This is a genomic window from Pigmentiphaga litoralis, from assembly GCF_014651835.1.
Taxonomy (GTDB): Bacteria; Pseudomonadota; Gammaproteobacteria; order Burkholderiales; family Burkholderiaceae_B; genus Pigmentiphaga; species Pigmentiphaga litoralis.
On the sequence record NZ_BMXQ01000001.1, the window covers coordinates 256,114 to 278,483 of the forward strand.

Genomic DNA, 22,370 nt, shown 5'->3' on the forward strand with positions numbered 1-22,370 from the left:
TATTTCCAGATGTGACAAAGCCGGCGGGGAGTAGGCATCCTACTCACCCGGCCGGCTCACAAGGGGGTCATCGGTGTGTCAGCGATCAGCGCTTCAGGCTTGTCACATACGCGCGCCACCCGCCAAAGGACGATACGTCTTGCGCGCCCTCGACTGCCCACGGCTCGCAAATGAAACCGTGCACCTGGCTGCCATCGGCCAGCGTCAGGCTGCCAATGCCTAACGGCGCCAACACCTGCTTCAGAAAGGCGCCGACCTGCGTCAGCGGCAGTTGCCATACTTCCACGGCGATGGCCACGCCGCCCTCATCCACCTTCACCAGGCCTGGCTTGGGCGGCACGGTATTGGGCAGGGCATACAGGCGATAGGTCGGCGCAGTCGTCGTGGCTTCCACGAACTGCGCGCCCAGGTCGGTCAGCTGCCAATTCAGGGGCATGCCGGTCAGATGCGCGCCGACGACGGTAATCGGCAAACTGAGCGGCATGGGGGGAAGAATCGCACGGGGTTCCGGGAGCGGCTCTCCGGTTGCGCCCAGCGTCAGGCCAGTGGCGTGGTGGAAACGCTGTCCCAATTGGGCCAGCCGCCAGTCGGAACCGCCCTTGCCGATCAGGGTAATGCCAAAGGGCAGGCCGTCGGGCCGCATCGACGCCGGCACCGCCAGCGCCGCCCATTGCAGCAGGTTGACGAAGTTGGTGTAGCGGCCCAGGCGGCGGTTGGCGCCGATCGGGTCGGCCAGCATCTGTTCGATGGTGGGATGCGTGGGCGCGGTAGGCACCACCAGCAGGTCGATGTCCTGCCAGATCGGCGCAAGGCGCACGCGTGCCTCTTCCAGCCGGATCTGCATTTCGAGCACGTCGGCCGCGCTGTACCGGGCGCCCGCGCCAATGATCGTGCGGACCGGTTCGATCACGGCTTCGGGCTGCGCGTCGAAAAACGCCTGGATGGCCTGGTAGCGTTCGGCCACCAGCGCGCTTTCGTACAGCCACTGGGCAACCTCGTTCAGGGGGGCATCATCGATGGCGACGGCCGTGCCGCCCAGTTCGACCAGCTTGGCGCACGCGGCCTGGAAGGCGGCTTCCGACAGCGTGTCGTCCGCAAAGTCGGGCACGGCCGGTACGCCGAACCGAAACGTCGACGGCATGGCCGTCAGGTCGTAGGGCAGGGTGGTGCCTGCCACCATCACGTTCAGCGCATCGACGGCCTCCGCCACCGTGCGCGCAAAGATGCTGGCGGTGTCGAAACTGCGCGACGCGGGGTAGACCCCGGCGCTGCTCAGCAGGCCAAGCGAAGGCTTGAGGCCCACGATGTTGTTGAAGCCCGCCGGTACGCGGCCGGAACCTGCCGTGTCCGTGCCCAGCGCAATGTCGGCTGCGCCCGTGGCCACCGCCCAGGCGGATCCGCTGCTCGATCCGCCGCTGACATATTCCGGACGAAGCGCATTGGGCACGGCGCCGAATGGCGATCGCGTGCCATTCAGGCCGCATGCGAATTGGTCCAGATTGGTCTTGCCGACGATGGCCGCACCGGCATCGAGCAGTTTCTGCACCACATCGGCGCTCTTGTGCGGGGTGTAGGCAAACTCCGGCGCACCGCAGGTCGTCGGGATGCCCGCGACATCAATGTTGTCCTTGATCGCAACGCGTCGGTTGGCAAGGGGACCCGTGGTCAGGGTTTGAATCGGGGCAGCGAAATGGCGGATCCAGGCGGACATGATGTTCTCTTTCCAAAGGTGATCCTGACAAGCAAGGCGCGTACCAGTTGTGTACAAGTCTGTACGCAGGAGCAAGCACAGGGGACTGTCAGTGTGCTTGCTGCGCCACCGGCGGCGCCCTCAATCCGCGGCAGACCCCGTCCACCGGTAATCGGGATCCCCGAAGGTGGTGCGCAGCAGATCAATGAACACTCGCACACGTTGCGGCAGATGCTTGCGCTGCGCAAAGACGGCGTGGATGCCATTGGGCGGCGCGGCGTAGGCGTCCAGCACCGTCACCAGGCGGCCCTGCGCCAGGTCGTCTTCCACTTCCCACATCGATCGCCAGGCCAGCCCGCGGCCGGCCAGGGTCCAGGCATGCAGCACCGCACCATCGGTGCATTCCATGTTGCCTGATACCCGGTGCGCAACGACCTTGTCGTCGATGCGGAACAGCCAGCCGCGGGCCTGGTTGCCGCCTGTGCCGAACGACAGGCAGTTGTGCCGCGTCAGGTCGTCCGGATGGTCAGGCGTGCCGTGCTCCGCCAGATACGCCGGCGCGGCGACCACCATGCGGCGGTTGTCGGCCAGCCGCACGCTCACCAGGCTGGAATCTTCCAGGTCGCCGATCCGGATGGCGCAGTCGAAGTTGTCGCTGATCAGGTCCACCAGCCGGTCGCTCAGGTCCAGCGTGACCGTAATGCCGGGGTACGCGTCGATCAGCCGAGGCAGCAGCGGTGCGATGTGGCGTCGGCCAAAGCCCGCAGGCGCCGTCACGCGCAAGGCACCACTGGGCGTGCCGCCGCCGGCCGATACGGCGTTCTCGGCGCCTTCCATGGCCGTCAGGATGCGCTGGCATTCTTCAAAGAAGGCGCCGCCTTCGGCCGTCAGCGAGATGCGGCGGGTGGTCCGCTGCAGCAGCTTGACGCCCAGCCGGGCCTCGAGCGCGTCGATGCGCCGTCCGATGACGGCAGGCGCCACGCCTTCCAGGCGGGCGGCGGCCGACAGGCTGCCCCGCAAGACGGCGGCGACGAAAGTTTCGATCTGTTTGAAGCGGTCCATGCGTCCCAGTGTAATCAGGACGCCCCGCCGCCAAGCAGCGCCGTCAGGCGATCGATGTCCAGCGGCTTGGTCAGATGCTGATCGAAGCCGGCTTTCAGGCAGCGCTGCACGTCGGCTTCCATGCCATATCCCGTCAGTGCAATCGCCAGCTTGCCGCCGGTGCGATCGAACATGCGCAGCACGTCGATGCCATCCCCGTCGGGCAGGCCCATGTCGCTGACCAGCGCATCGAACGTATTCGAGGCCAGCGTGTTGCGGGCGTCGACCACCGACACGGCCACTTTCACGACGTAGCCCAGTTCACTCAGAAGGAACTGCATGGCCTCGGCGGTATCGGCGTTGTCCTCGACCAGCAGGATGCGTACCGGTGCACGCCGCGATCCGGCGGCCACGGGCGGCCGGGCGCCGGTTTCCCCCTCGCGCGCATCGCCCGCATAGTCCAGGGTCAGGGCAAACGTCGCGCCCCGGCCCACGCCGTCGCTGTGCACGTTCAATGTGCCGCCATGGCGCTGCGCCAGTGAACTGGCGATCGCCAATCCCAGGCCCAGCCCGCCGCGCATTTCGCCGGGCTCGTTGTCGCCCTGGTCGAAGGCATTGAAGATGCGCTTGAGCGCTTGCTGCTGGATGCCGATGCCGGTGTCGGATACCTCGACCGTGACCTTGCCGCGCCGCGGCGGCAACAGCGTGATGCGGATGGTGCCTGCCTTTTGGGTGAACTTGATCGCGTTCTTGAGCAGGTTCCAGAGCACCTGCTGCAGACGGGCGGGGTCGGCTTGCACGATCACGGGCGTCGGCAGGGGCGCATAGAGCAATGCGATGCCCTGGGCCGCCGCTTCGTCGCGGAACAGATCCGCCATGCCGCCCAGCAGCGTCACCAGATCGGTGGGCTCGAAGTGCAGCGTCAGCTTGTCGTTCACGATCTTGGAAATGTCGAGCAGGTCGTCGATCAGCCTCGCTTCGATCTCGACGTTGCGCTTGATCAGCCCCACGCTGCGGCGCGCCTTGGGGGGCAGGTCGGTCTGCATGTCCAGCGCCTGCGCCGCCGCATAGATGGGGCCGAGCGGCGTGCGCAGTTCATGCGAGAGCACCGCCAGGAAGTGGTCCTTGGCGCGGTTCGCGTTCTCGGCCTGTTCCTTCGCAGTCTCCAGCAGGTCGGCGGCCACGCGGGTGTCGGTCATGTCACGGACGATGCGCGAAAAGCCGCGCACTTCACCGGCGTCGCCGAAGATGGCGGTGGTCACCACCGATCCGTAGAAGGTCGTGCCGTTCTTGCGGCGCAGCCATCGTTCTTCGGACGTGCTGCGCATGGCGCCGATCAGCGCCAGTTCCTGGGACAGGGCCTGGGACATCGCCTGCGGCGTGCCACGCGGCGTCTCGTCCGGCGTAAAGAACATGTCGTAGGTCTTGCCGAGCACTTCGTCAGCGCTGTACCCGAACATCCATTCCGACGCCTGGTTCCAGCTTTCGATCACGCCCGTGTTCGACATGGCGATCACGGAGTAGTCGCGCAAGGCGTCGATCAGCTGGCCGAAGTAGGTTTCCCGCTCGCGCAGCTTGCGTTCGGCATCCTGGCGCGACCGCTTTTCGGTAGCCTCGGCCAGCGCGCGTCGCACCACGATAGGCAGGCGCTCCAGGCGCTGCTTGAGCACGTAATCGGTTGCGCCTTCCTTGAGCATGTCGACGGCATGCTCTTCACCCAGCACCCCCGACACGAAAATGAAGGGCACGTGCTGCGGCCGCGACATCAGGATGCGCAGCGCTTCCGGCCCCGAAAACTGGGGCAGGTGGAAGTCGGACAGCACCAGGTCGTAGTCGCCGGTGTCCAGCGCCGCAATGAAGGTGTCAGCCGTATCGACCACCGTGACCTGGACATCAAGGCTCGCCAGCTCCAGGCGCTGCAGCGACAGATCGGCATCGCGCGGGGCATCCTCCACCATCAGTATGCGGATGATTCCGGTGTTCAGCGCGGCTTCGGCTTTGCCCAATTCGTTTATCCGTTGGCGGTGGCGCGGGCGCGCCGCAGCGACCCGGGAGGCGGTTCATTCAAGACCGCCCAGAACACGCCCAGGTCGCTGATCGCGCGGACGAAATCCTGAAAGATCACAGGCTTGACCACATACGCGTTCACGCCCAGATCGTAGGCGCGCACCAGGTCGCTTTCTTCATTCGACGAGGTCAGCATCACGACGGGCGTCGCCTTGAGCGTGGCATCGCTGCGAATCACCTTGAGCACTTCGAGCCCGTCCACCTTCGGCAGCTTCAGGTCCAGCAGGACGACGGCAGGGTTGCCTTCGTCGCGATTCGCATGGGCGCCGCGGCGTTGCAGGTAGTCGAGCGCATCCTCGCCATCGCGCGTGATGACGACATCATTGGCCAACTGGCTTTTCTCGAGCGCAATCAGCGTCAGTTCCAGGTCATGCGGGTTGTCTTCGACCAGCAAGATCGGTTTGAGCATGTTCAACCTCGTTTCTGGACCCGCGCGCCGGCGTTCGCCGACCCTGGGTCCGGGAGCGCGACAAAGAAGGTCGCACCCTTGTCGATTTCTGCTTCGGCCCACACGCGTCCACCGTGGCGTTCCACGATGCGCCGCACATTCGCAAGGCCGATGCCCGTCCCTTCGAAGTCTTCCATACGATGCAGACGCTGGAAGACCCCGAAAAGTTTCGGCGTGTACTTCATGTCGAAGCCCACGCCATTGTCTTTGACATAGAACACCGTCTCGCCGTCGCCCGGCATGGCGCCGATTTCGACATGGGCCCGCTCGCGCGTGCGGGTGTATTTGATGGCGTTGGAAATCAGGTTGCGCAGCGCCAGGTGCAGATACGCCGCATCTCCATAGGTGCGCGGCAAGGGGCGGATTTCCCACTCGATCTCGCGGTGCTGGATATCGGGCTGGAACTCGCGAACGATCTGGTCGATGACGGGCGTGAGGTCGACGCTCGACGGGCGCAGCGCATTGCGTCCCATCTGCGAAAAGGTCAGCAGCGAATCCACCAGGTTGCCGGCAAAGCGCGCCGAATCCCCGATGTTGCTCAGGAAACGGACGCCTTTCTCGGACAGCTTGCCGCCCTCGTATTCATCCAGCAGTTCCGCATATCCCGCAATGTGGCGCAGCGGCGCGCGCAGGTCATGCGACACGCTGTACGAAAACGCCTCAAGCTCCTTGTTGGTCCGGTCGAGCTCGTTGGCCATGTCGGCAAGCTCTTCGGCCTTGCGCAGCACGATGCCCAGCACCGCCGCGCGCAGTTCAGCCGCGGCATCGACCACGGCGCGATCCCACGGCCGCGACTGGCCACGCACTTCTTCCTGCCAGGACTGGAAGCTCTTGCGCGGGTGCAGCCGCAGCGTCCCGTTTTCCTCGTGCACGTCCTGCTTGCTCGGCGCGCCGGCCCACTCGATGGTGCGCAGCTGTTGCGGCCGGAACCACATGATGAAGTTCGGGTGAAGCTCGGAAATCGACACGGCGAGCACGCCGCTGGCCTGTTCGATGACCGGGTCGAAGTCCGGTTCGACCAGGCTCAGCCGGTCAGTGTGGAAGACGTCGCGCTCGGGCTGCGCCGCGATGTAGGCGCACAGGGCCTTGATCGTCATGCGATCGGGCGTTTCGCCAAAGGTCAGGCATTCGTCGCCCGATACGATGGCGGCGCCGGTCGCCTGCGCAAAATTCAGGAAGGTGTCGGGCATGTGATACAGCCCGCGCGCCACACTGTCGTGGTCGGCCATCGACGACAGCATGCGGACCAGCAACTGCCGCAGTTCCAGCCGGCGTCCGGTATCGGCATGGGCTTCGCGCGCCTCGACCTGCAGCGACACCATCTTGCCGAGCAGGTCGCAGGCGACGCGTGTCTGTACCGGCACCGTCAGCGCATCCGTGTTGTGGCACGAGATCATGCCCCACAGCCGGCCTTCGACGACGATCGAGATCGACATCGACGCCATCGTGCCCATGTTCCGCATGTATTCCAGATGCACGGGCGACACGCTGCGCAGCGCCACGTTGCTCAGGTCGGTCGGCCCGCCAGCAGGCCACTCCGGTGGCACCAGGCGCGACGGCACGTACCGGGCGTCCGGAATCACGCGGATCCGGTTGAGCACATACAGTTCTCGCGCCTGCGCCGGGATGTCGGCGGCCGGAAACTGCAGGCCCAGGAACGCGTCGTACCCCCGATCGACGCGCTCGGCGTTGACCCGGCCGTGGCCTTCCTCGTCGAAGGCGTAGGCGGTGACCCGCCCGAAGCCGGTCACCCGCTTGACCTCGGCCACGGCCAGCTCGCACACGGCATCGGTGGTGCGCGCTTGCTGCAGCTGCGTCACGAAGGAAATCAGCGACGGGTACATGGCCGCGGCGCCCAGCGTGCGCACGGTGGCCGGTTCGAACTCCGCCAACAACAGCGTGTCGATCGCATGGACGACCATGTCGAAGTCGCGCAGGGTGCCGTCGTCATGCCGCAGCGACGTGCTCAGGTGGTGCGGCGTGGCGGTGTGCGCCGTGAGCTGTTCAAGCTCGACGGCCAGCGGCGCGGCGTCGCGCTGCATCAGTTCGGCCAGCGTGCGCCCAAGCAGCGCCTCGGCCTTGAAACCAAGATGGGTCTCGACCGACGTGCTGGTCTGGACGACCGCCAGCGAGACACGATCCAGCACCAGCAGAAAGCCATGCGGTTGCACGCTGCCGGGGATGCGGATCGGTTCGTTTGCGCAGTTGTCGAGTTCGACCGTACTGAGTGTTCGACTCGTCTGGGTCACTAAGAATGTCGCCAAGGCCTTGGAGAGGCGCTAATGATAAGAAATATCCCTTATACGCTCCAGCGGCCTTGGCGATTTCGACACGTTTTGACGCCAAAAATTGTGTGTCTTGTTACGGATGCGAAAGGATTTGGTGAGCTTTGCTCCGCGATCTCGTGGCTGGCCGCGCTGGCTCAGCGCTGGCCCCGATGCGCCCAGGCGGTTGTGCGCTTTTCGATCACGGCGAACAGTTCGTACATGGCCATGGCCATGACCCCGATCACCATCAGCCCCGAGAAGGCCAGCGGCATCTTCATCGATGACCCGGCGGACACCAGCAGGTAGCCGATACCTTCGTTGGATGCGTTCATTTCCGACACGGTGGAACCGACGAAGGCCAGCGTGATCGCGACTTTGAGCGACGCAAAGAAGTAGGGCATGGACCGCGGCAGGCCGACCTTCAGCAGTACGTCCATGCGTTTGGCGCCCAGCACCCGCAGCACGTCTTCCAGCTCGGGTTCCAGCGTCGCCAGGCCGGTCGCGATATTGACCATGATCGGGAAGAAGGAAATCAGGAAGGCGGTCAGCATGGCCGGGCCGATGCCGATGCCGAACCACACCACCAGCACCGGCACGAAGGCGGCCTTGGGCAGGGCATTGAAGGCGGTCATGAGCGGGTACACGGCGGTGTAGGCCATGCGCGAGCTGCCGATCAGGAAGCCCAGCAGCACGCCCACCACGATCGAAATGCCAAAGCCGGTCATGGTCACCCAGAAGGTGCGCCACGCGTGGCCGGCAATGACCGGGGCATAGTCGATGGTGGCTTGCAGGATCTGCGACGGGCTGGGAAAGATGAATTCGGAAACGTTGAAGACGCGGCAGATGATCTCCCACAGGGCGATCACGGCCACGAGCAGGGCAAACGGAGCGGTGCGTTCGGCGAAACGGGTCATGGAATGGCTCTCAGGTCGAACGGACGTGGCCGATCTGGGTCCGCAGCTCAAGAACGATGCGGTTGAATTCGTCGGTGTAGGTGGTTTCGAGTTCGCGCGGGCGCGGCAACTCGACTTCGCGGCGCGACAGGATGCGGCCCGGACGCTTGCTCATGACATACACGGTGTCGGCAAGGAACACCGCCTCGCGCAGATCGTGCGTGACCAGGATCACGTTGAACCGCTGCTCGGTCCACAAATCGCGCAGCACGCACCACAGCTCTTCGCGGGTGAAGGCGTCGAGCGCGCCGAAGGGCTCGTCGAGCAGCAGCATTTTCGGTTCGTGGATCAGCGCGCGGCACAGCGACGCGCGCTGCTGCATTCCGCCCGACAGTTCCCAGGGAAACTTGTCTTCATAGCCGGACAATCCCACGGTCGCGAGCAGCTTGCTGGCGCGGGCCATGTGTTCGTCCCGCTTGGCGCGGAAGGTGGAGCGATGCGGCTCGACGATTTCGAGCGGCAGCAGAATGTTGTCGATGGTGGTGCGCCAAGGCAGCAGCGTGGGCGCCTGGAAGGCCATGCCGGCAATCTTGAGCGGGCCGGTCACGGGCTGGCCTTCGACCCTGACCGTGCCGCGCGTGGCCATCTTCAGGCCCGTCGTCAGCTTCATGAACGTGGACTTGCCACAGCCCGACGGGCCGACGATGGCGACGAATTCGCCCTGATTGATGGACAGCGTCACGTCTTCGACGGCATATTCGCCGGCGCGGGCCAACACGTCGGTATAGGCCAGCGAGACGTGCTGGAAATCGACAAAAGGAGTCATGGAAAGCTACGCAAAAGTGGCCCCGCGCATAACGGCCGGGGCGGGCGGCGGGGAAACATCATCGGCATGCCGACATCCGGCATGCCTGCCTGAAGGTGCTTCGTGCGATCGGTCCGCTCGCTCAGTTCTTGGCGCGCAGCACGCCGGCGGTCAGGTCCTTCGCGGGCAGGAAGGACCGGTCAAAGGCCAGGTCCGGGTTGACCGGCGTCTTGGTTGCATAGGTGCTGGCCACTTGGGAGGCCATCAGCGCCATGCGGCCCGGGTTGATGTCGCCAAAGCCTTCGGCGCGCGCGTCCGGCGTGTCGATGGCCGTCTGGATCGCCAGGCGCAGGCGCTTCAGTTCCAGCGGCTCGTCGATGATGCCGTCGCGCTCTTTCACGGTCTTGATCGATGCGGCCGGATCGGCGATCACGTCACGGGTGGCCTTGGTGATAGCGCGCAGGAAGCCCTTGACCGCTTCCGGGTTGTTCTTGGCGAATGCGCGGTCGGCAATGATGGCGTTGCCATACAGCTTCACGCCGTATTCGGGAAACAGCATGATGTCGATGTCGCTGTCCTTCACGCCGCGGGCGTTCAGGTTCAGCAACGACGTGAAGTAGAAGCCGGTGATGGCGTCCACGTCGCCGCGCGCCAACATCGTTTCGCGCAGGGCCGGTTCCATGCTGACCCAGTTCACCTTCTTGTCGTCGATCTTGTTGGCCTGAGCAAAAATCGGGAAGGACCGGCGGCCGCCGTCGAACGACGGTGCGCCGATCTTCTTGCCTTCCAGGTCCTTGGGCGTCTTGATCGCGGCTTTCTTGAGCGAGAACACGGCGGCTGGCGTGTTGTTGTAGACCATCATCACACCGGTCGGCTGGTTGGGTGCCGTCGGGTTGTTGCCCTGGAATTCCATCAGCGCGGCCAGGTCGGCAAAGCCCATTTCATAGGCGCCCGAAGCCACGCGGTTGACCGCGCCGCCCGAACCGTTGCCCGCGTCGATCGTGACGTCGAGCTTTTCCTGCTTGAAGTAGCCTTTCTTGGCCGCCACCAGGAAGATCGCGCTGGGGCCTTCGAAACGCCAGTCGAGCTGGAAGCGGATCTTGGTGTCCTGCGCCGCGGCCGGCGCTGCCCACGCGCCGGCCATCGCGACGACGAGGCTGGCGAGCACGGCACGACGGCCCAGAGTGCGGGAGAAATGCTTCATGATGGTCGTTCCTCAAGTCACGCCGGCTGGACGGTGCCGCCGGCTGTCAGGTTTTCTGGATGGTTGTGACCCCTCGGCCCCGCCGAAGCGGTCCCTGTCCTGGTGCATTGCACTCACCAGGCTGGTGCCAAAGAGTATTGCAAGGTGTTAAAGCAGGAACCGTGCCCATCTGTGTACCACGCATTGCGCACCACCTTCGCCCATCCGGGCAGTGCGGTATCGTTGCGGCTCAGCCTTCCAGGATCCCGACCATGTGCCAGCTTCTCGGCATGAACTGCAATACCCCGACCGACATCGTCTTCAGCTTCACCGGGTTTGCGTACCGGGCCGGACGCACGGGCGAACACATCGATGGGTGGGGCATCGCGTTCTTCGAAGGGCGCGCCGTGCGCCATTTCGTGGATCACCAGGCCGCGCTGGTATCACCGATTGCCGATCTGATCCGGCGCTACCCGATCAAATCGACCAACGTCATCGCGCACATCCGCAAGGCAACGGTCGGATCCGTCATTCTCGAGAACTGCCATCCCTTCATCCGCGAGATGTGGGGCCGGTACTGGGTGTTCGCACACAACGGCGACCTCAAGGATTACCACCCCGAACTGGACGGCCCCTACCAGCCAGTGGGGTCCACCGACAGCGAACGGGCCTTCTGCTGGATTCTGCAATCGCTGCGGGCGCGTTTTGCGTCGCGGCCGTCGCGCGAGGTGCTCGCCGAGGCGCTGCGCGGCCTGTGCGCCGGGATCGCAACGCACGGCACTTTCAACATGATGCTGTCGGACGGCACCGAGCTGTATGCGCACTGCTCCACGCGCCTGCACTACCTGGTGCGCCAGCATCCCTTCGCCACGGCCAGCTTGTCCGACGACGAGGTCACGGTGAACTTTGCCGAGGTGACGACGCCCGACGACCGGGTGGCCGTGATCGTGACCGAGCCGCTGACGGCGAACGAAACCTGGCTGCCGTTCGCGTCGGGCGAACTGAAAGTGTTCGTGGACGGCGCACCAGTTTGATGCGCTGGCCGGCGCCAGCGCTTCGTTATGGTGCGCTCAGGTGTCAGCGGCCAGTCGTTCCAGAAAGTCCAGGGTCAACTCCGCCGCCAGTTGCGCGTCGTCGGCCGTCATGATTTCGAGCGGGTTGTGGCTGATGCCGCCATTGCCGCAGCGGGTGAACAGCATGGTGACGGGCGCGACCTCGGCCAGTTTCATGGCGTCGTGGCCCGCGCCCGAGGGCAGGGCGCAAGCCGGCAGGCCCCGTGCCGAAATAGCCTCTGACCAGTACGCCATTTCGTGCGGCGCGCAAGGCGCGGCGGCGGCCCGCATCAGTTCTTCGGTCACCACCGAGATCTGGCGGCGCGCGCAGATTGCCGCGATCTCGGTCTCCAGATCGGCCACGGCCGCATCCCGCACGGCGTTGTCGGCCGCGCGTATGTCCAGCGACACCGTGCAGGCGCCCGGGATGACGTTGACCGACCCGTTCGGGACTGTGAGTACGCCTACCGTTCCTACCAATGACGGCGTGCCGGCGCAGCGCCGCTCCACCGCCAGCACGATCTCGGCCGCCGCGCACGCCGCGTCCCGCCGCATGTCCATGGGCGTCGTCCCGGCATGGCTGGCCACGCCGCGCAGCGTCAGCAGACGCCGCAAGCTGCCCGCGATCGACGTGACCACGCCCACCGGCAGGTTGCGTTCGAACAGGACCGGGCCCTGCTCGATGTGCACTTCAAAGTAGTGCTTGAGCCGTGCCACGTCCACCGCGGCCGCGTCTATCGCCTCGGGGTCCAGGCCTGCCGCCCTCAAGGCATCCCGCATGGCGATGCCTTGCGCATCGACCGCGTCCAGCACGGCCGGATCGAAGCGGCCCACATAGGCCGACGACCCCAGGAAGGTGCTGCCGTAGCGCACGCCTTCTTCCTCGGCAAACGCCACCACGTCCAGGTCATAGGGCAGGCGGCGGCCGGCGCGGTGCAGATGCTCGACCAGCACGATGGGCAGCAGCACGCCCAGGCGGCCGTCGTACTTGCCGCCGTTGCGCACCGTGTCGTAATGGCTGCCGGTGGAGACCAGCGCGGGCGCGTCAATGGCCGGATCGGCGCGGTACCGTCCGACCACATTGCCGACGGCATCATGGCGCACGCTGTCGAATCCGGCGGCCTGCATCCAGGTCGCGATCTGCGAGGCGGCCGCGCGATGCGCCGGGGTCAGGTAGGTGCAGGTCAGATCGTCCGGGGAATCGGAATGGCTCGCCAGCGTTTCGGCCCACTGCATGATCTGCTCGCCAAAGGCCCGCGGCTGCGGCAGGCGATCGGCCAGACGGATCTCGGCAATGCGGTCGATCTGGCGCAGCGCTTCCTTGAACTCCTGGTCGGGCGCATGCCGCAGCCGACGTTGCCACGCCGCGATGATCTGCGTGCGTGTCAGGCCCGCACCCGTTGGGCCGCGCACGGCGATGATGAACGGAAAACCGAACCGTGCACGGTAATCGGCGTTCAGTGTCTGGAGCGTCGCGAACTCTTCGGGCGTGCACGCGTTCAGCCCGGCGCGCGCCTGTTCACCGGCCGAGTCGGCTGTCAGTTCGCCAGCAATGGCTGCACGGCCGGCCAGTTCCGGGTGCGCGCGAATCAGGGCAAGCTGTTCATCGCGGCTCGCTTCCCGCACCGCCGTGGCCAGCGCCAGCTTGAGCGCTGCCGCCGACTTGAACGGGCGACGCGCGGCGGCGCGTTCCATGACCCACGGGCTATGTTCGTACAGGCCGTCCAGGCGCTGGGTGAAGTCGTCCAGGCTGGCCGCGTTCAGCACGTCCAGGGTCAGCGGAGCCGGGACGGATGCGCCGGGCAGGGGGAGCGACGAGGGCGACGGTGGCGTGGAAGAAGGCGTGGTCATCACAGGGCGGTAGAAGGGTAGGGGTGGTGCTGCTGCCAGTGGCGCGCGATGTCGATGCGTCGGCACACCCACACGTCGGGGTGCTTTTCCAGGTGGTCCAGGAAACGCTGCAGGCCGCGAAAGCGCCCGGGACGCCCCAGCAGGCGGCAGTGCATGCCGATCGACAGCATGCGCGGGGACTCGGCGCCTTCGTCATACAGCACGTCAAAGCTGTCGCGCAGGTAGTCGAAGAAGTGGTCGCCCGTGTTGAAGCCCTGCGGCGTGGCGAACCGCATGTCGTTGGTATCCAGCGTGTAGGGCACCACCAGATGCGGCACGGTGCCGCCCTGGGCGGCTTCGACCTGGGTCCAGAAGGGCAGGTCGTCGCCGTAATAGTCGCTGTCGTACACATAGCCCCCGTGTTCCACCACCAGCTTGCGGGTGTTGGGGCTGTCGCGGCCGGTGTACCAGCCCAGCGGCCACTGGCCCCCGGTCAGGCGATGCACGATCTCGGTGCCAATGCGCATGTGCTCGCGCTCGGTGGCCTCGTCCATGCCCTGGTAATGGATCCAGCGCCAGCCATGGCAGGCGATCTCGTGCCCCAGGTCCACAAACGCTTGGGTGACTTCCGGATGGCGTTCCAGCGCCATGGCCGCGCCGAACACGGTCAATGGCAACCCTCGCTTTTCGAACTCTTTCAGGATGCGCCAGACGCCCACGCGCGAGCCGTATTCATAGATCGACTCCATGCTCATGTGGCGGTCGGGGTAAGCCGCCGCGCCAACGATTTCGGACAGGAACTGTTCCGAGGCCGGATCGCCATGCAGCACTGAATTTTCGGCGCCTTCTTCATAATTCAGGACGAACTGCACGGCGACGCGGGCGCGGCCTGGCCAACGGGCGTCGGGAGGAGTGCGGCCGTAGCCGACAAGATCGCGGGGATAGGAAGTCATGGAAGAAGGTGGCTGCTGAGCGACCTGAAACTATATACACTTTTTGGCTGGGGCCGAACCGGCTTTGGCTTACTTGCACCCACCCGGGTGCACTCACTCAGGCGCACCCACTCAGGAATCCCATGGGCAAATTGACCACTCACGTTCTCGACACCGCGCACGGCTGCCCCGCCGCCGGGCTGACCATCGATCTGTATCGCTTGAATGACGTCGCCGACCCCGCGTCCGCCGTGCTGCTCAAGCGGGTCGTGACCAATGACGATGGCCGGATCGACGGCCCGCTGCTGGAAGGCCCGGACTTCGTTGTGGCGGCCTACCGCCTGGTGTTTGCTGCCGGTGCGTACTTCGCCGCGCGCGGTATCGACCTGCCCGAACCGCGGTTTGTGGATCGTGTTGCGCTGAACTTCGGCATTGCCGACGCCAGCCAGCACTTCCATGTGCCGCTGCTGGTCAGCCCATGGAGCTGGAGCACCTATCGGGGGAGCTGAGCCCCGCGTCAGCCCGCCGGACCCCGCTGCGGAGTCACGGTGGGCCCGATGCACGCCACGATCTGCTCGCGCAGCCACCGCACCGGTGCCTCGCGCCGGGCCCGCGCATGCCACAACAGGCAGTACTGCAGGGGCGGCAGGGCGACCGGCAAGGGCAGCACCTTGACCGGCAACGAGCTTGCAAAGAACTGCGTGAAGCGCTGGCCTGTCGTCAGCAGCAGGTCGGTCTGCGTCAATACATACGGAATCACGCTGAACACCGGAAATTCCAGGGCGATGCGGCGCGTGTGGCCGGCGCGCGCGAGCAGCGTATCCACCGTGCTGCGCAGGCCGGGCCGCATGGCCGTGGGCGCCGCATGCTGCGCCTGGAAATAGGCGGCGGCAGTCAGGGGCCGATCCGCCAGCGGGTGATGGCTGCCCATCATCACCACCAATTCGTCGTCCATGATCGGCAAGCGGTGCAATTGCGCGGGCGGATCGGGCCAATTGGCGATCACCAGATCCAGCCGGCCATCCGCCAGTTTTTCGGCATAGTCCTGGTCGTCGGTCAGCGGGTGCACGGTCAAGCGGATGTCGGGAGCAAGCTGGCGCAAACGCCCCGCCAATCGCGGCAACAGCATCGGGTCCAGATAGTCCGGCGCCGCCAGATGCAGCTCGCCTTCGGCGCGCTGCGGATCGAAGCGGGGCGGCGGGGCCAGGAAATGGTCGGCCTGCAGCAACAATTCGCGGGCGGGCGCTTCCAGCGACAAGGCGGTTGCCGTCGGTACCACGCCGCCCGCTGCACGTACGAACAAGGTGTCCCCGGTCAATCGCCGCAGCCGCGCCAGCCGCGCCGACAGCTGCGGCTGGCCTACCCCGAGACGGATGGCCGCGCGCGACACGTGCAGGGTATCGAGCAGGGTCAGGAAAGCCTGGACATCGGCCAGACTGAGCCGGGACAGGTCGCTGCGAGGCGTGGTCGGAGAAGTCGCGGGCGTTGGCATGGAAGGTCTGATGCGTTCTGGCTGTGGTGGCGGGAAATCGGCGGACTGTCTGGCGCTGATACGGCCTTGGCCGATGTCTCATCATCAATAGATGATGAGCGTTATCGCAGAAACAGGATGATAGCGCCGCGCGGTCAGCGTATGTTGTGAGACTGCACGCCCTTTTCCAGCTTGCCGCCGATCCTGGCGGACCTCCGGTGCCCGCCATGACTGCTGCCTCTCCCGATTCCTCTGTCAACGCCGCGTCGCCATCGGCCTTGCCATCGCCATCGCCATCGCCATCCGCCGCTGCGTCGGAACGCCCCATCCGCTTCTGGCTGGGCGACCGGCAGGTCAGCGTCGACCATGCGCCGCCCACGCTGACCCTGCTCGAATGGATGCGCGAGCGTGGCGGCTGTGCCTCGGTCAAGGAAGGTTGCGCCGAGGGCGATTGCGGTGCGTGCACCGTGGCCGTCACCGACCTGAACGCTGACGGCGAACCGCAGGTCCGCGCCGTCAATGCCTGTATCCAATTCCTGGGCACCCTGGATGGCAAGGCCGTGCAAAGCGCACAGGACATCGCGACCCCCGACGCGCTCCACCCGGTGCAGCAGGCCATGGTCGATTGCCACGGGTCGCAATGCGGCTTCTGTACGCCGGGCTTTGTCATGTCGATGTTCGCGTTGTACGAAACCCGGCGTGCCGCGGCCGATCCCGAGGTCAGCCGCGACGACGCCTTGCGCGCACTGTCGGGCAATCTGTGCCGCTGCACGGGGTATCGGCCGATTGTCGACGCGACGCGCGCCATGTGCGCCGCACCGTGGCAGGGGCCCGACATGGCACTGTGGAAGACGCGTCTGGCAGCGGTCGCCGCGGACGGCGATGCGGTGTTCGCGTCGGGTGCCGACGTGGCGACGCAGTGGCCGGGCCATGCCGCCGGCCGCTTCTACGCGCCGCGGACGCTGCGTTCCTTGAGCGCGGTGCTGTCCGAACGGCCGCAGGCGCGCATTGTTGCCGGGTCGACCGATGTCGGCCTGTGGGTGACCAAACAGCATCGCGCAGTTGGTGACGTGGTGTGGCTCGGCGCGGTACGCGAGCTGCAGGGCATGCAGGAGATGTCTGGCGACGCGGCCGCGGCAGTCTGGGGCGACGGCACACCCGTCCTGGAGATCGGCGCCGCTGTCAGCCTGAGCGATGCGCTCGACGCCTTGTTGCCGCACTTGCCGAACTGCGCCAGTTACTTCGATCGTTTTGCATCCACGCCGATTCGCAACGCCGGCACGCTGGTCGGCAACCTGGCAAATGGCTCGCCCATCGGCGACTGCCCGCCGCTCATGCTGGCCCTGGGCGCGAGCCTGGTGCTGCATCGTGGCGGCGTGGAACGCGTCGTGCTGCTCGACGACTTCTACCTGGGCTACCAGAAGAACTGTCTGCTGCCCGGCGAGTTCGTGCGCGCGGTGCGCGTGCCCGTGCCGGCCAATGTCGACGTCCATGCCTGGAAGGTATCGAAGCGCCTGGAGCAGGACATCAGCGCAGTGGCCGTCGCCACGGCATTCCGGCTCACCGGCGGCAAGGTCTCTCAGGTCCGGATCGGTGTGGGTGGCATGGCCGCTGTCCCGAGCCGCGCCCCCAGGACCGAGGCGGCGTTGGCGAGCCTGGACGTGGCGACGCACGCCGTCATGCCCGCGGCGCAAGGGCCGTTGGCGGATGCCCTGCACACCTTGCGCAACGAATTCGCGCCGCTCGATGACTTGCGCGCCAGCGCCGCGTACCGCCGCGACGTCGCGGCCAATCTGCTGCTCCGATCCTGGCTTGCCCTGTCCACCGCGTCCGGCGCCGCGCCATCTGCCGCATCCGGCCACACGCTTGCCGACCTGTCGCCCGTCCTGATGGAGATCACGCCATGAACGCACCTGACCGCCCCGGCGTCCTTGCGCTACCCGTCGACGCGCGCAGTTGCGGCACGTCGCCCGCCCATGAAGCCGCCCACTTGCATGTCAGCGGCCGCGCTTTGTATGTCGACGATGTGGCCGAGCCGCAAGGCACGCTGTTCGTTGCGCCCGTGCTGTCGCGCGTGGCGCATGGCCGCCTGCGCGGCATCGACCTCGCCGCGGCGCAAGCCTTGCCGGGCGTGGTGCGCATCATCGTCGCGGCCGACCTGCCCGGCACCAATCTGCTGGGTTCGGCGCAAGACGAACCCGTGCTGCCCGCCGAGATCGTGGAATACGTCGGCCAGCCCATTGCGCTCGTGGTCGCGCGCAGCGCCAAGGCCGCGCGGGTGGCGGCGCGTGCGGTGGTGGCGGATATCGAGCCGCTCGTTCCCATCCTGAGCATCGATGCGGCATTGAAAGCTGAAGCCTATGTGCTGCCGCCGGTGCATCTGGTCGAAGGCGACGTACCCGCAGCACTGGCCGCCTCCCCGCACGTGCTGAAGGGCGAATTTGCAGTAGGCGGTCAGGAACAGTTCTATCTGGAAGGGCAGATAGCGCTGGCCTTGCCGGGCGAAGACCGCACGATGAAAGTGCTGTCGTCCACCCAGCACCCGGGCGAAGTCCAGCACTGGGTCGCACACGCCTTGCACGTGCCCACGCACTCCGTGCAGGTTGAATGCCGGCGCATGGGCGGCGGCTTTGGCGGCAAGGAAACGCAGGCCGGCCAGATCGCGGTCTGGGCCGCCGTGGCGGCGTGGCTGACACAGGCGCCATGCAAGATGCGGCTGGACCGCGATGACGACTTCCTGATCACCGGCAAGCGGCATGACTTCACCGGCCGATGGACGGTGGGCTTCGACGACGACGGGAAGGTACGCGGCATCGACATGCTGCAGGCTGCGCGTTGTGGCTTTTCGGCCGACCTGTCGGGTCCGATCGCCGACCGCGCCATCTTCCACACCGACAACGCCTACTTCCTGCCCGCAATCGCCATCCACAGCTATCGCTGCAAGACGCACACGCAATCGAACACCGCGTTTCGCGGCTTTGGTGGACCGCAAGGTGTGGCGATGATCGAAGCCATCATGGACGACATTGCGCGGCATCTGAACCTGGATCCGCTGGCCGTGCGCACCGTGAATCTGTATGGTGATGCGCCGCGCAATCGCACCCACTACGGCATGGAAGTCGAAGACAACATCCTGCCCGACCTGCTGCCCCGGCTGGCCGACGATTGCAAGTACGCTGAACGTCGCGCCGCCATCGCCGCATGGAACGCCACGCACCCGGTCATCAAGCGCGGCATTGCGATCACGCCGGTCAAGTTCGGCATCTCGTTCACGGCCACGATGTTCAACCAGGCCGGCGCATTGGTGAACGTGTACACGGATGGCTCGGTCACGGTCAATCACGGCGGAACCGAAATGGGGCAGGGCCTGCACACCAAGGTCTGCCAGATCGTGGCGGACACGCTGGGCATCAGCCTCGACAAGGTCCGCATTACCGCGACCGACACCGGCCGCGTGCCCAATGCATCGGCCACGGCCGCATCGAGCGGCACCGACCTGAATGGCCGCGCAGCGGAATTTGCCGCCATTGAAATCCGTGAACGGCTGCGCCGCTACGTTGCGCAGGCGCATGACGTGGCATTGGACGATATCGCCATCCGCGCCAACGCCGTGCACCTGCCCGGCAAGACCTTGCCCTTTGTGCAGGTCGTGCAGCAAGCCTATGCCGCGCGCGTGTCCCTGTGGTCCGACGGCTATTACGCGACGCCCAAGATCCACTACGACCGCGTGACCATGCGGGGCCGGCCGTTCTACTACTTTGCCTATGGGGCGGCCGCCTGCGAAGTGGCCATCGACACGCTCACCGGCGAGACCCGCCTGCTGCGTGCCGACATCCTGCATGACGTGGGCCGCTCCATCAATCCGGCGATCGACATCGGCCAGATCGAAGGCGGTTTTGTGCAGGGCGTGGGCTGGCTCACGTCCGAAGAACTGGTGTGGAAGGCCGACGGCCTGCTCGCCACACATGCGCCGTCCACCTACAAGATCCCGACCGCGGCCGATGTGCCCGAGCAGTTTTCCGTGACCTTGTGGCACGAGGCCAATCGCGAAGACAACGTGTTCGGATCCAAGGCAGTGGGCGAGCCGCCGTTCATGCTGGGGTTTGCGGCGTTCTTTGCAATTCGCGACGCGGTTGCGGCGGCGCGGGCGGATCGGGTCGCTGGTTTGCCCAGCGCAGGCGATGGCCGGACGACGACCGGCGCGGCGACGGCGTCAGAGGCGGGCACCGCGTCGCGTCCATTGACGATATCCGATGCACGCGTACCGCTGTCCGCCCCCGCCACACCGGAAGCGGTGCTGCGTGCGGTGTCCTCGTGAGCCATCGCGTGCAGAACGTTGCGCATGACAACGAATGGCGGATCGTCGTTCATGCTTAACGACTCGCTATTGCCGGTCTCGGCGCACGCGTATGCGGTCGCTTGTCGCGACGCGGCACGCCCGGCCTGCGTGGTGCGGATTACTGCCGTACATGGCAGCGTGCCTCGCGCCACCGATGCGTCGCTGGTGGTGGATGCAACCGGCTTTGGCGGCACGATAGGCGGCGGACACCTTGAACTGGAAGCCATCCGGCTGGCTCGGGAAAAGCTGGAGAATCATGGCGGCTTTCCTGTCGACTTCCCCGTCGACAATCGCCGATTTCCGTTAGGCCCGTCGTTGGGCCAGTGCTGTGGCGGGGCGGTCGAATTGCGATTTTCGCCGTTGACCGACGACGAGCTGCCGGCGCTTGCCGCCCTGGAGCCGCCACGCCGCGCCGTCTGGCTGTATGGCGCGGGCCACGTCGCGCGCGCCATCGTCTACGCCTTGCTGCCCTTGCCGTTCGAAATCCATTGGGTCGAGACCCGCGACGAGATGCTGCCCGACGGCCCGTTCCCTTCGCATGTCGTCCTGCATCACACGGAAGACGCCGCGGCAGAAGCCCGGGAGGCCCCCGCCGGCGCCTGCCACCTGGTAATGACGCACAGCCATGCGATCGACTTCGACATCGTACAGGCCGTGCTCGCCCGCGGCGATGCAGGCTACTGCGGGCTGATCGGATCCGCCACCAAACGAACCACGTTCGAACGACGTCTTGCCGCACGCGGCATCGCCGACGACCGCATCGCGTCGATGGTGTGCCCGATCGGGATCGCCGACCTGCCGGGCAAACGCCCGGAGGTCATTGCCGTTGCCGTGGCGGCGCAACTGCTGGGATGGTCCCTGCACGATCGTTGATAAGCGCAACGATCCCGCCCAGCCTGCACGATCGTTGTCATACGCAAGGACTCCACCGTCGGTTCGCTGCGGTCGCGCCTTACGCCTTCGGATACGCCATCACCAGCAGCACCATTGCCGTCCGCGTCCCGCGATTGATCACCTGACGTGATTCCCCCGGCGCCAGCCGCACCGAATCATGCAGGTGCAGCTCGACTTCCTCGGTCCCGTTGCCGATCGATACCGACCCTTCCAGCACCACATACATCTTTTCAACCGGCGACGCCGCCAGGTCGGTCTGCCCGCCCGGCAAGACGTGCGACACCCCCAGCCACATCGACTCGGACGGCCCGGCTTCATGCCCCTGCAGGCGCACGCAGGCCATGTTGTCATGGCGGGGCGGATGGTAGGCGGGCGCCTGGGAAAAGCGGGTCACGTGCATGGCATGGCTCCTTGATGTTGCTACAGGGATGGGCGCTGGGCCCCGACACATATCGTGAAAACGATGCTTGACTCTAAGCAAAAAGCTCGCACAATGCAAACGTTTGCAATGGAGACGGCAGCAAAATCATGAACACCACGCTCACAGAAAACCGGGGGGAAGGCTTGCGGCTGATCGACGACGCAGCGTCGGTCACTCCCATCGTCAAGGCCGCCATGGCGCTGAACGACGACCCTCGCCTCAAGCAGATCGTAGATGCCTTCGTCGACCATGCCCATGCCTTCCTGCGCGAGGTCAAACTGACCGACCAGGAATTCGAGCGGGGCCTGCAGTTCATCGCGGCCGTCGGCCAGGCCAACACCGACTCCCACAACGAAGTCGTGCTGGCCGCCGATGTGCTCGGCATCTCGACGCTGGTCACAGTGCTGAACACGACAGGGCAGGGCGACCGCACCCCGGGCGCCTTGCTGGGTCCCTTCTATCGCGGCAATGCGCCCGAATGCGAAGGCGGCGCCGACATCGCGCGGGACGGCACGCCCGGCGTCCCGCTGTTCATGCGCGGCGTGGTGCGAGATACCACCGGCAAGCCATTGGCCAATGCGCTGCTCGACGTGTGGCAGGCATCACCGGTGGGTCTGTACGACAACCAGGATCCCAACCAGCCCGACAAGAATCTGCGCGGGCAATTTCGTACCGATGAACACGGCCGCTACGAGATCCGCAGCGTCCGTCCGGCGGGCTATCCGGTGCCCGTGCATGGACCGATCGGCAAGCTGCTGGCCATGCAGCATCGTCATCCCTATCGCCCCGCGCATGTGCATTTCATCGTGTCGGCGGCGGATCACGACACGCTCGTCGCTCAGGTGTTTGCGGACGACTCCGAATACCTGGAGACCGACGTCGTCTTTGGCGTGCAGCGCGGTCTGGTCGGCCACTTCGAATGGCATGAAGACGGCGCCTTCCCTTGGGGCGACGGGGCAGGGCCGCATTACACCCTCGACTTCGATTTCACGTTGGCGGCCGGTACGCCAACCTATCCCACTCCTCCCATCGCATAG

18 protein-coding genes are annotated in these 22,370 nt (G+C 65.9%); 6 read left to right on the forward strand and 12 right to left on the reverse strand.

The features are described 5' to 3' along the window. Window positions 1-85: 85 nt before the first annotated feature. The 8 genes from atzF to IE116_RS01050 form a co-directional block, all read right to left on the reverse strand. Window positions 86-1,711 (reverse strand): allophanate hydrolase, encoded by a 1,626-nt coding sequence (gene atzF, locus IE116_RS01015; RefSeq protein ID WP_189609006.1) that lies wholly within the window; start codon window positions 1,709-1,711, stop codon window positions 86-88. Window positions 1,712-1,831: 120 nt separating this feature from the next. Then, window positions 1,832-2,752, reverse strand: a complete 921-nt coding sequence (locus IE116_RS01020; protein WP_189609008.1) for a LysR family transcriptional regulator — start codon at window positions 2,750-2,752, stop codon at window positions 1,832-1,834. Between the two features lie 14 nt (window positions 2,753-2,766). Continuing rightward, window positions 2,767-4,737: a hybrid sensor histidine kinase/response regulator gene (locus IE116_RS01025; RefSeq protein WP_229827945.1), complete on the reverse strand. Its 1,971-nt coding sequence runs from the start codon at window positions 4,735-4,737 to the stop codon at window positions 2,767-2,769. A gap of 5 nt (window positions 4,738-4,742) precedes the next feature. Then, complete coding sequence (locus tag IE116_RS01030) at window positions 4,743-5,207, reverse strand: response regulator (protein ID WP_189609010.1); 465 nt, start codon at window positions 5,205-5,207, stop codon at window positions 4,743-4,745. Between the two features lie 2 nt (window positions 5,208-5,209). Then, window positions 5,210-7,495 (reverse strand): ATP-binding protein, encoded by a 2,286-nt coding sequence (locus IE116_RS01035; protein ID WP_189609013.1) that lies wholly within the window; start codon window positions 7,493-7,495, stop codon window positions 5,210-5,212. 173 nt (window positions 7,496-7,668) lie between these two features. Next, window positions 7,669-8,427 (reverse strand): ABC transporter permease, encoded by a 759-nt coding sequence (locus tag IE116_RS01040; RefSeq protein ID WP_189609015.1) that lies wholly within the window; start codon window positions 8,425-8,427, stop codon window positions 7,669-7,671. A gap of 10 nt (window positions 8,428-8,437) precedes the next feature. Next, entirely contained in the window at window positions 8,438-9,232 is a 795-nt protein-coding gene (locus IE116_RS01045) for an ABC transporter ATP-binding protein (protein ID WP_189609017.1), read from the reverse strand. 121 nt (window positions 9,233-9,353) lie between these two features. Further along, window positions 9,354-10,355 carry an ABC transporter substrate-binding protein gene (locus IE116_RS01050; protein ID WP_229828327.1) on the reverse strand — a complete coding sequence of 334 codons (1,002 nt, stop codon included), beginning with the start codon at window positions 10,353-10,355 and terminating at the stop codon, window positions 9,354-9,356. A 311-nt stretch (window positions 10,356-10,666) separates the two neighbouring features. Between IE116_RS01050 and IE116_RS01055 the strand changes: the two genes are divergently transcribed. Continuing rightward, entirely contained in the window at window positions 10,667-11,428 is a 762-nt protein-coding gene (locus IE116_RS01055) for a class II glutamine amidotransferase (RefSeq protein WP_189609021.1), read from the forward strand. A gap of 36 nt (window positions 11,429-11,464) precedes the next feature. Here IE116_RS01055 and IE116_RS01060 read toward each other — a convergent pair whose 3' ends face one another. Together IE116_RS01060 and puuE are read right to left on the reverse strand one after the other, a co-directional pair. Then, complete coding sequence (locus IE116_RS01060) at window positions 11,465-13,297, reverse strand: allantoate amidohydrolase (protein WP_189609023.1); 1,833 nt, start codon at window positions 13,295-13,297, stop codon at window positions 11,465-11,467. Beyond that, complete coding sequence (gene puuE, locus IE116_RS01065) at window positions 13,297-14,229, reverse strand: allantoinase PuuE (RefSeq protein WP_189609024.1); 933 nt, start codon at window positions 14,227-14,229, stop codon at window positions 13,297-13,299. The genes IE116_RS01060 and puuE overlap by 1 nt, the downstream gene beginning before the upstream one ends. 122 nt (window positions 14,230-14,351) lie before the next feature. On the opposite strand from puuE, the gene uraH reads away from it, so the two are divergent. Then, a complete protein-coding gene (uraH, locus tag IE116_RS01070; protein ID WP_189609026.1) occupies window positions 14,352-14,717 on the forward strand; it encodes a hydroxyisourate hydrolase in 366 nt (121 codons plus the stop codon). Window positions 14,718-14,725: 8 nt separating this feature from the next. On the opposite strand, the gene IE116_RS01075 is transcribed toward uraH, so the two are convergent. Next, window positions 14,726-15,700 carry a LysR family transcriptional regulator gene (locus IE116_RS01075; RefSeq protein WP_189609028.1) on the reverse strand — a complete coding sequence of 325 codons (975 nt, stop codon included), beginning with the start codon at window positions 15,698-15,700 and terminating at the stop codon, window positions 14,726-14,728. Between the two features lie 206 nt (window positions 15,701-15,906). On the opposite strand from IE116_RS01075, the gene xdhA reads away from it, so the two are divergent. The 3 genes from xdhA to xdhC are packed head-to-tail and all read left to right on the forward strand — an operon-like array spanning window position 15,907 to window position 20,891. Next, complete coding sequence (gene xdhA / locus IE116_RS01080; RefSeq protein WP_189609031.1) at window positions 15,907-17,586, forward strand: xanthine dehydrogenase small subunit; 1,680 nt, start codon at window positions 15,907-15,909, stop codon at window positions 17,584-17,586. Further along, window positions 17,583-19,997: a xanthine dehydrogenase molybdopterin binding subunit gene (gene xdhB, locus IE116_RS01085; RefSeq protein ID WP_189609033.1), complete on the forward strand. Its 2,415-nt coding sequence runs from the start codon at window positions 17,583-17,585 to the stop codon at window positions 19,995-19,997. The genes xdhA and xdhB overlap by 4 nt, the downstream gene beginning before the upstream one ends. Before the next feature lie 51 nt (window positions 19,998-20,048). Beyond that, window positions 20,049-20,891 carry a xanthine dehydrogenase accessory protein XdhC gene (gene xdhC / locus IE116_RS01090; RefSeq protein WP_189609035.1) on the forward strand — a complete coding sequence of 281 codons (843 nt, stop codon included), beginning with the start codon at window positions 20,049-20,051 and terminating at the stop codon, window positions 20,889-20,891. A 79-nt stretch (window positions 20,892-20,970) separates the two neighbouring features. Here the strand turns inward: xdhC and IE116_RS01095 are convergent, their stop codons facing one another. Beyond that, window positions 20,971-21,312 (reverse strand): cupin domain-containing protein, encoded by a 342-nt coding sequence (locus IE116_RS01095; protein ID WP_189609036.1) that lies wholly within the window; start codon window positions 21,310-21,312, stop codon window positions 20,971-20,973. 128 nt (window positions 21,313-21,440) lie between these two features. Here IE116_RS01095 and IE116_RS01100 point away from each other — a divergent pair, with 128 nt between their 5' ends. Further along, window positions 21,441-22,370, forward strand: coding sequence for a dioxygenase family protein (locus IE116_RS01100; RefSeq protein WP_189609038.1), 930 nt, complete (start codon window positions 21,441-21,443; stop codon window positions 22,368-22,370).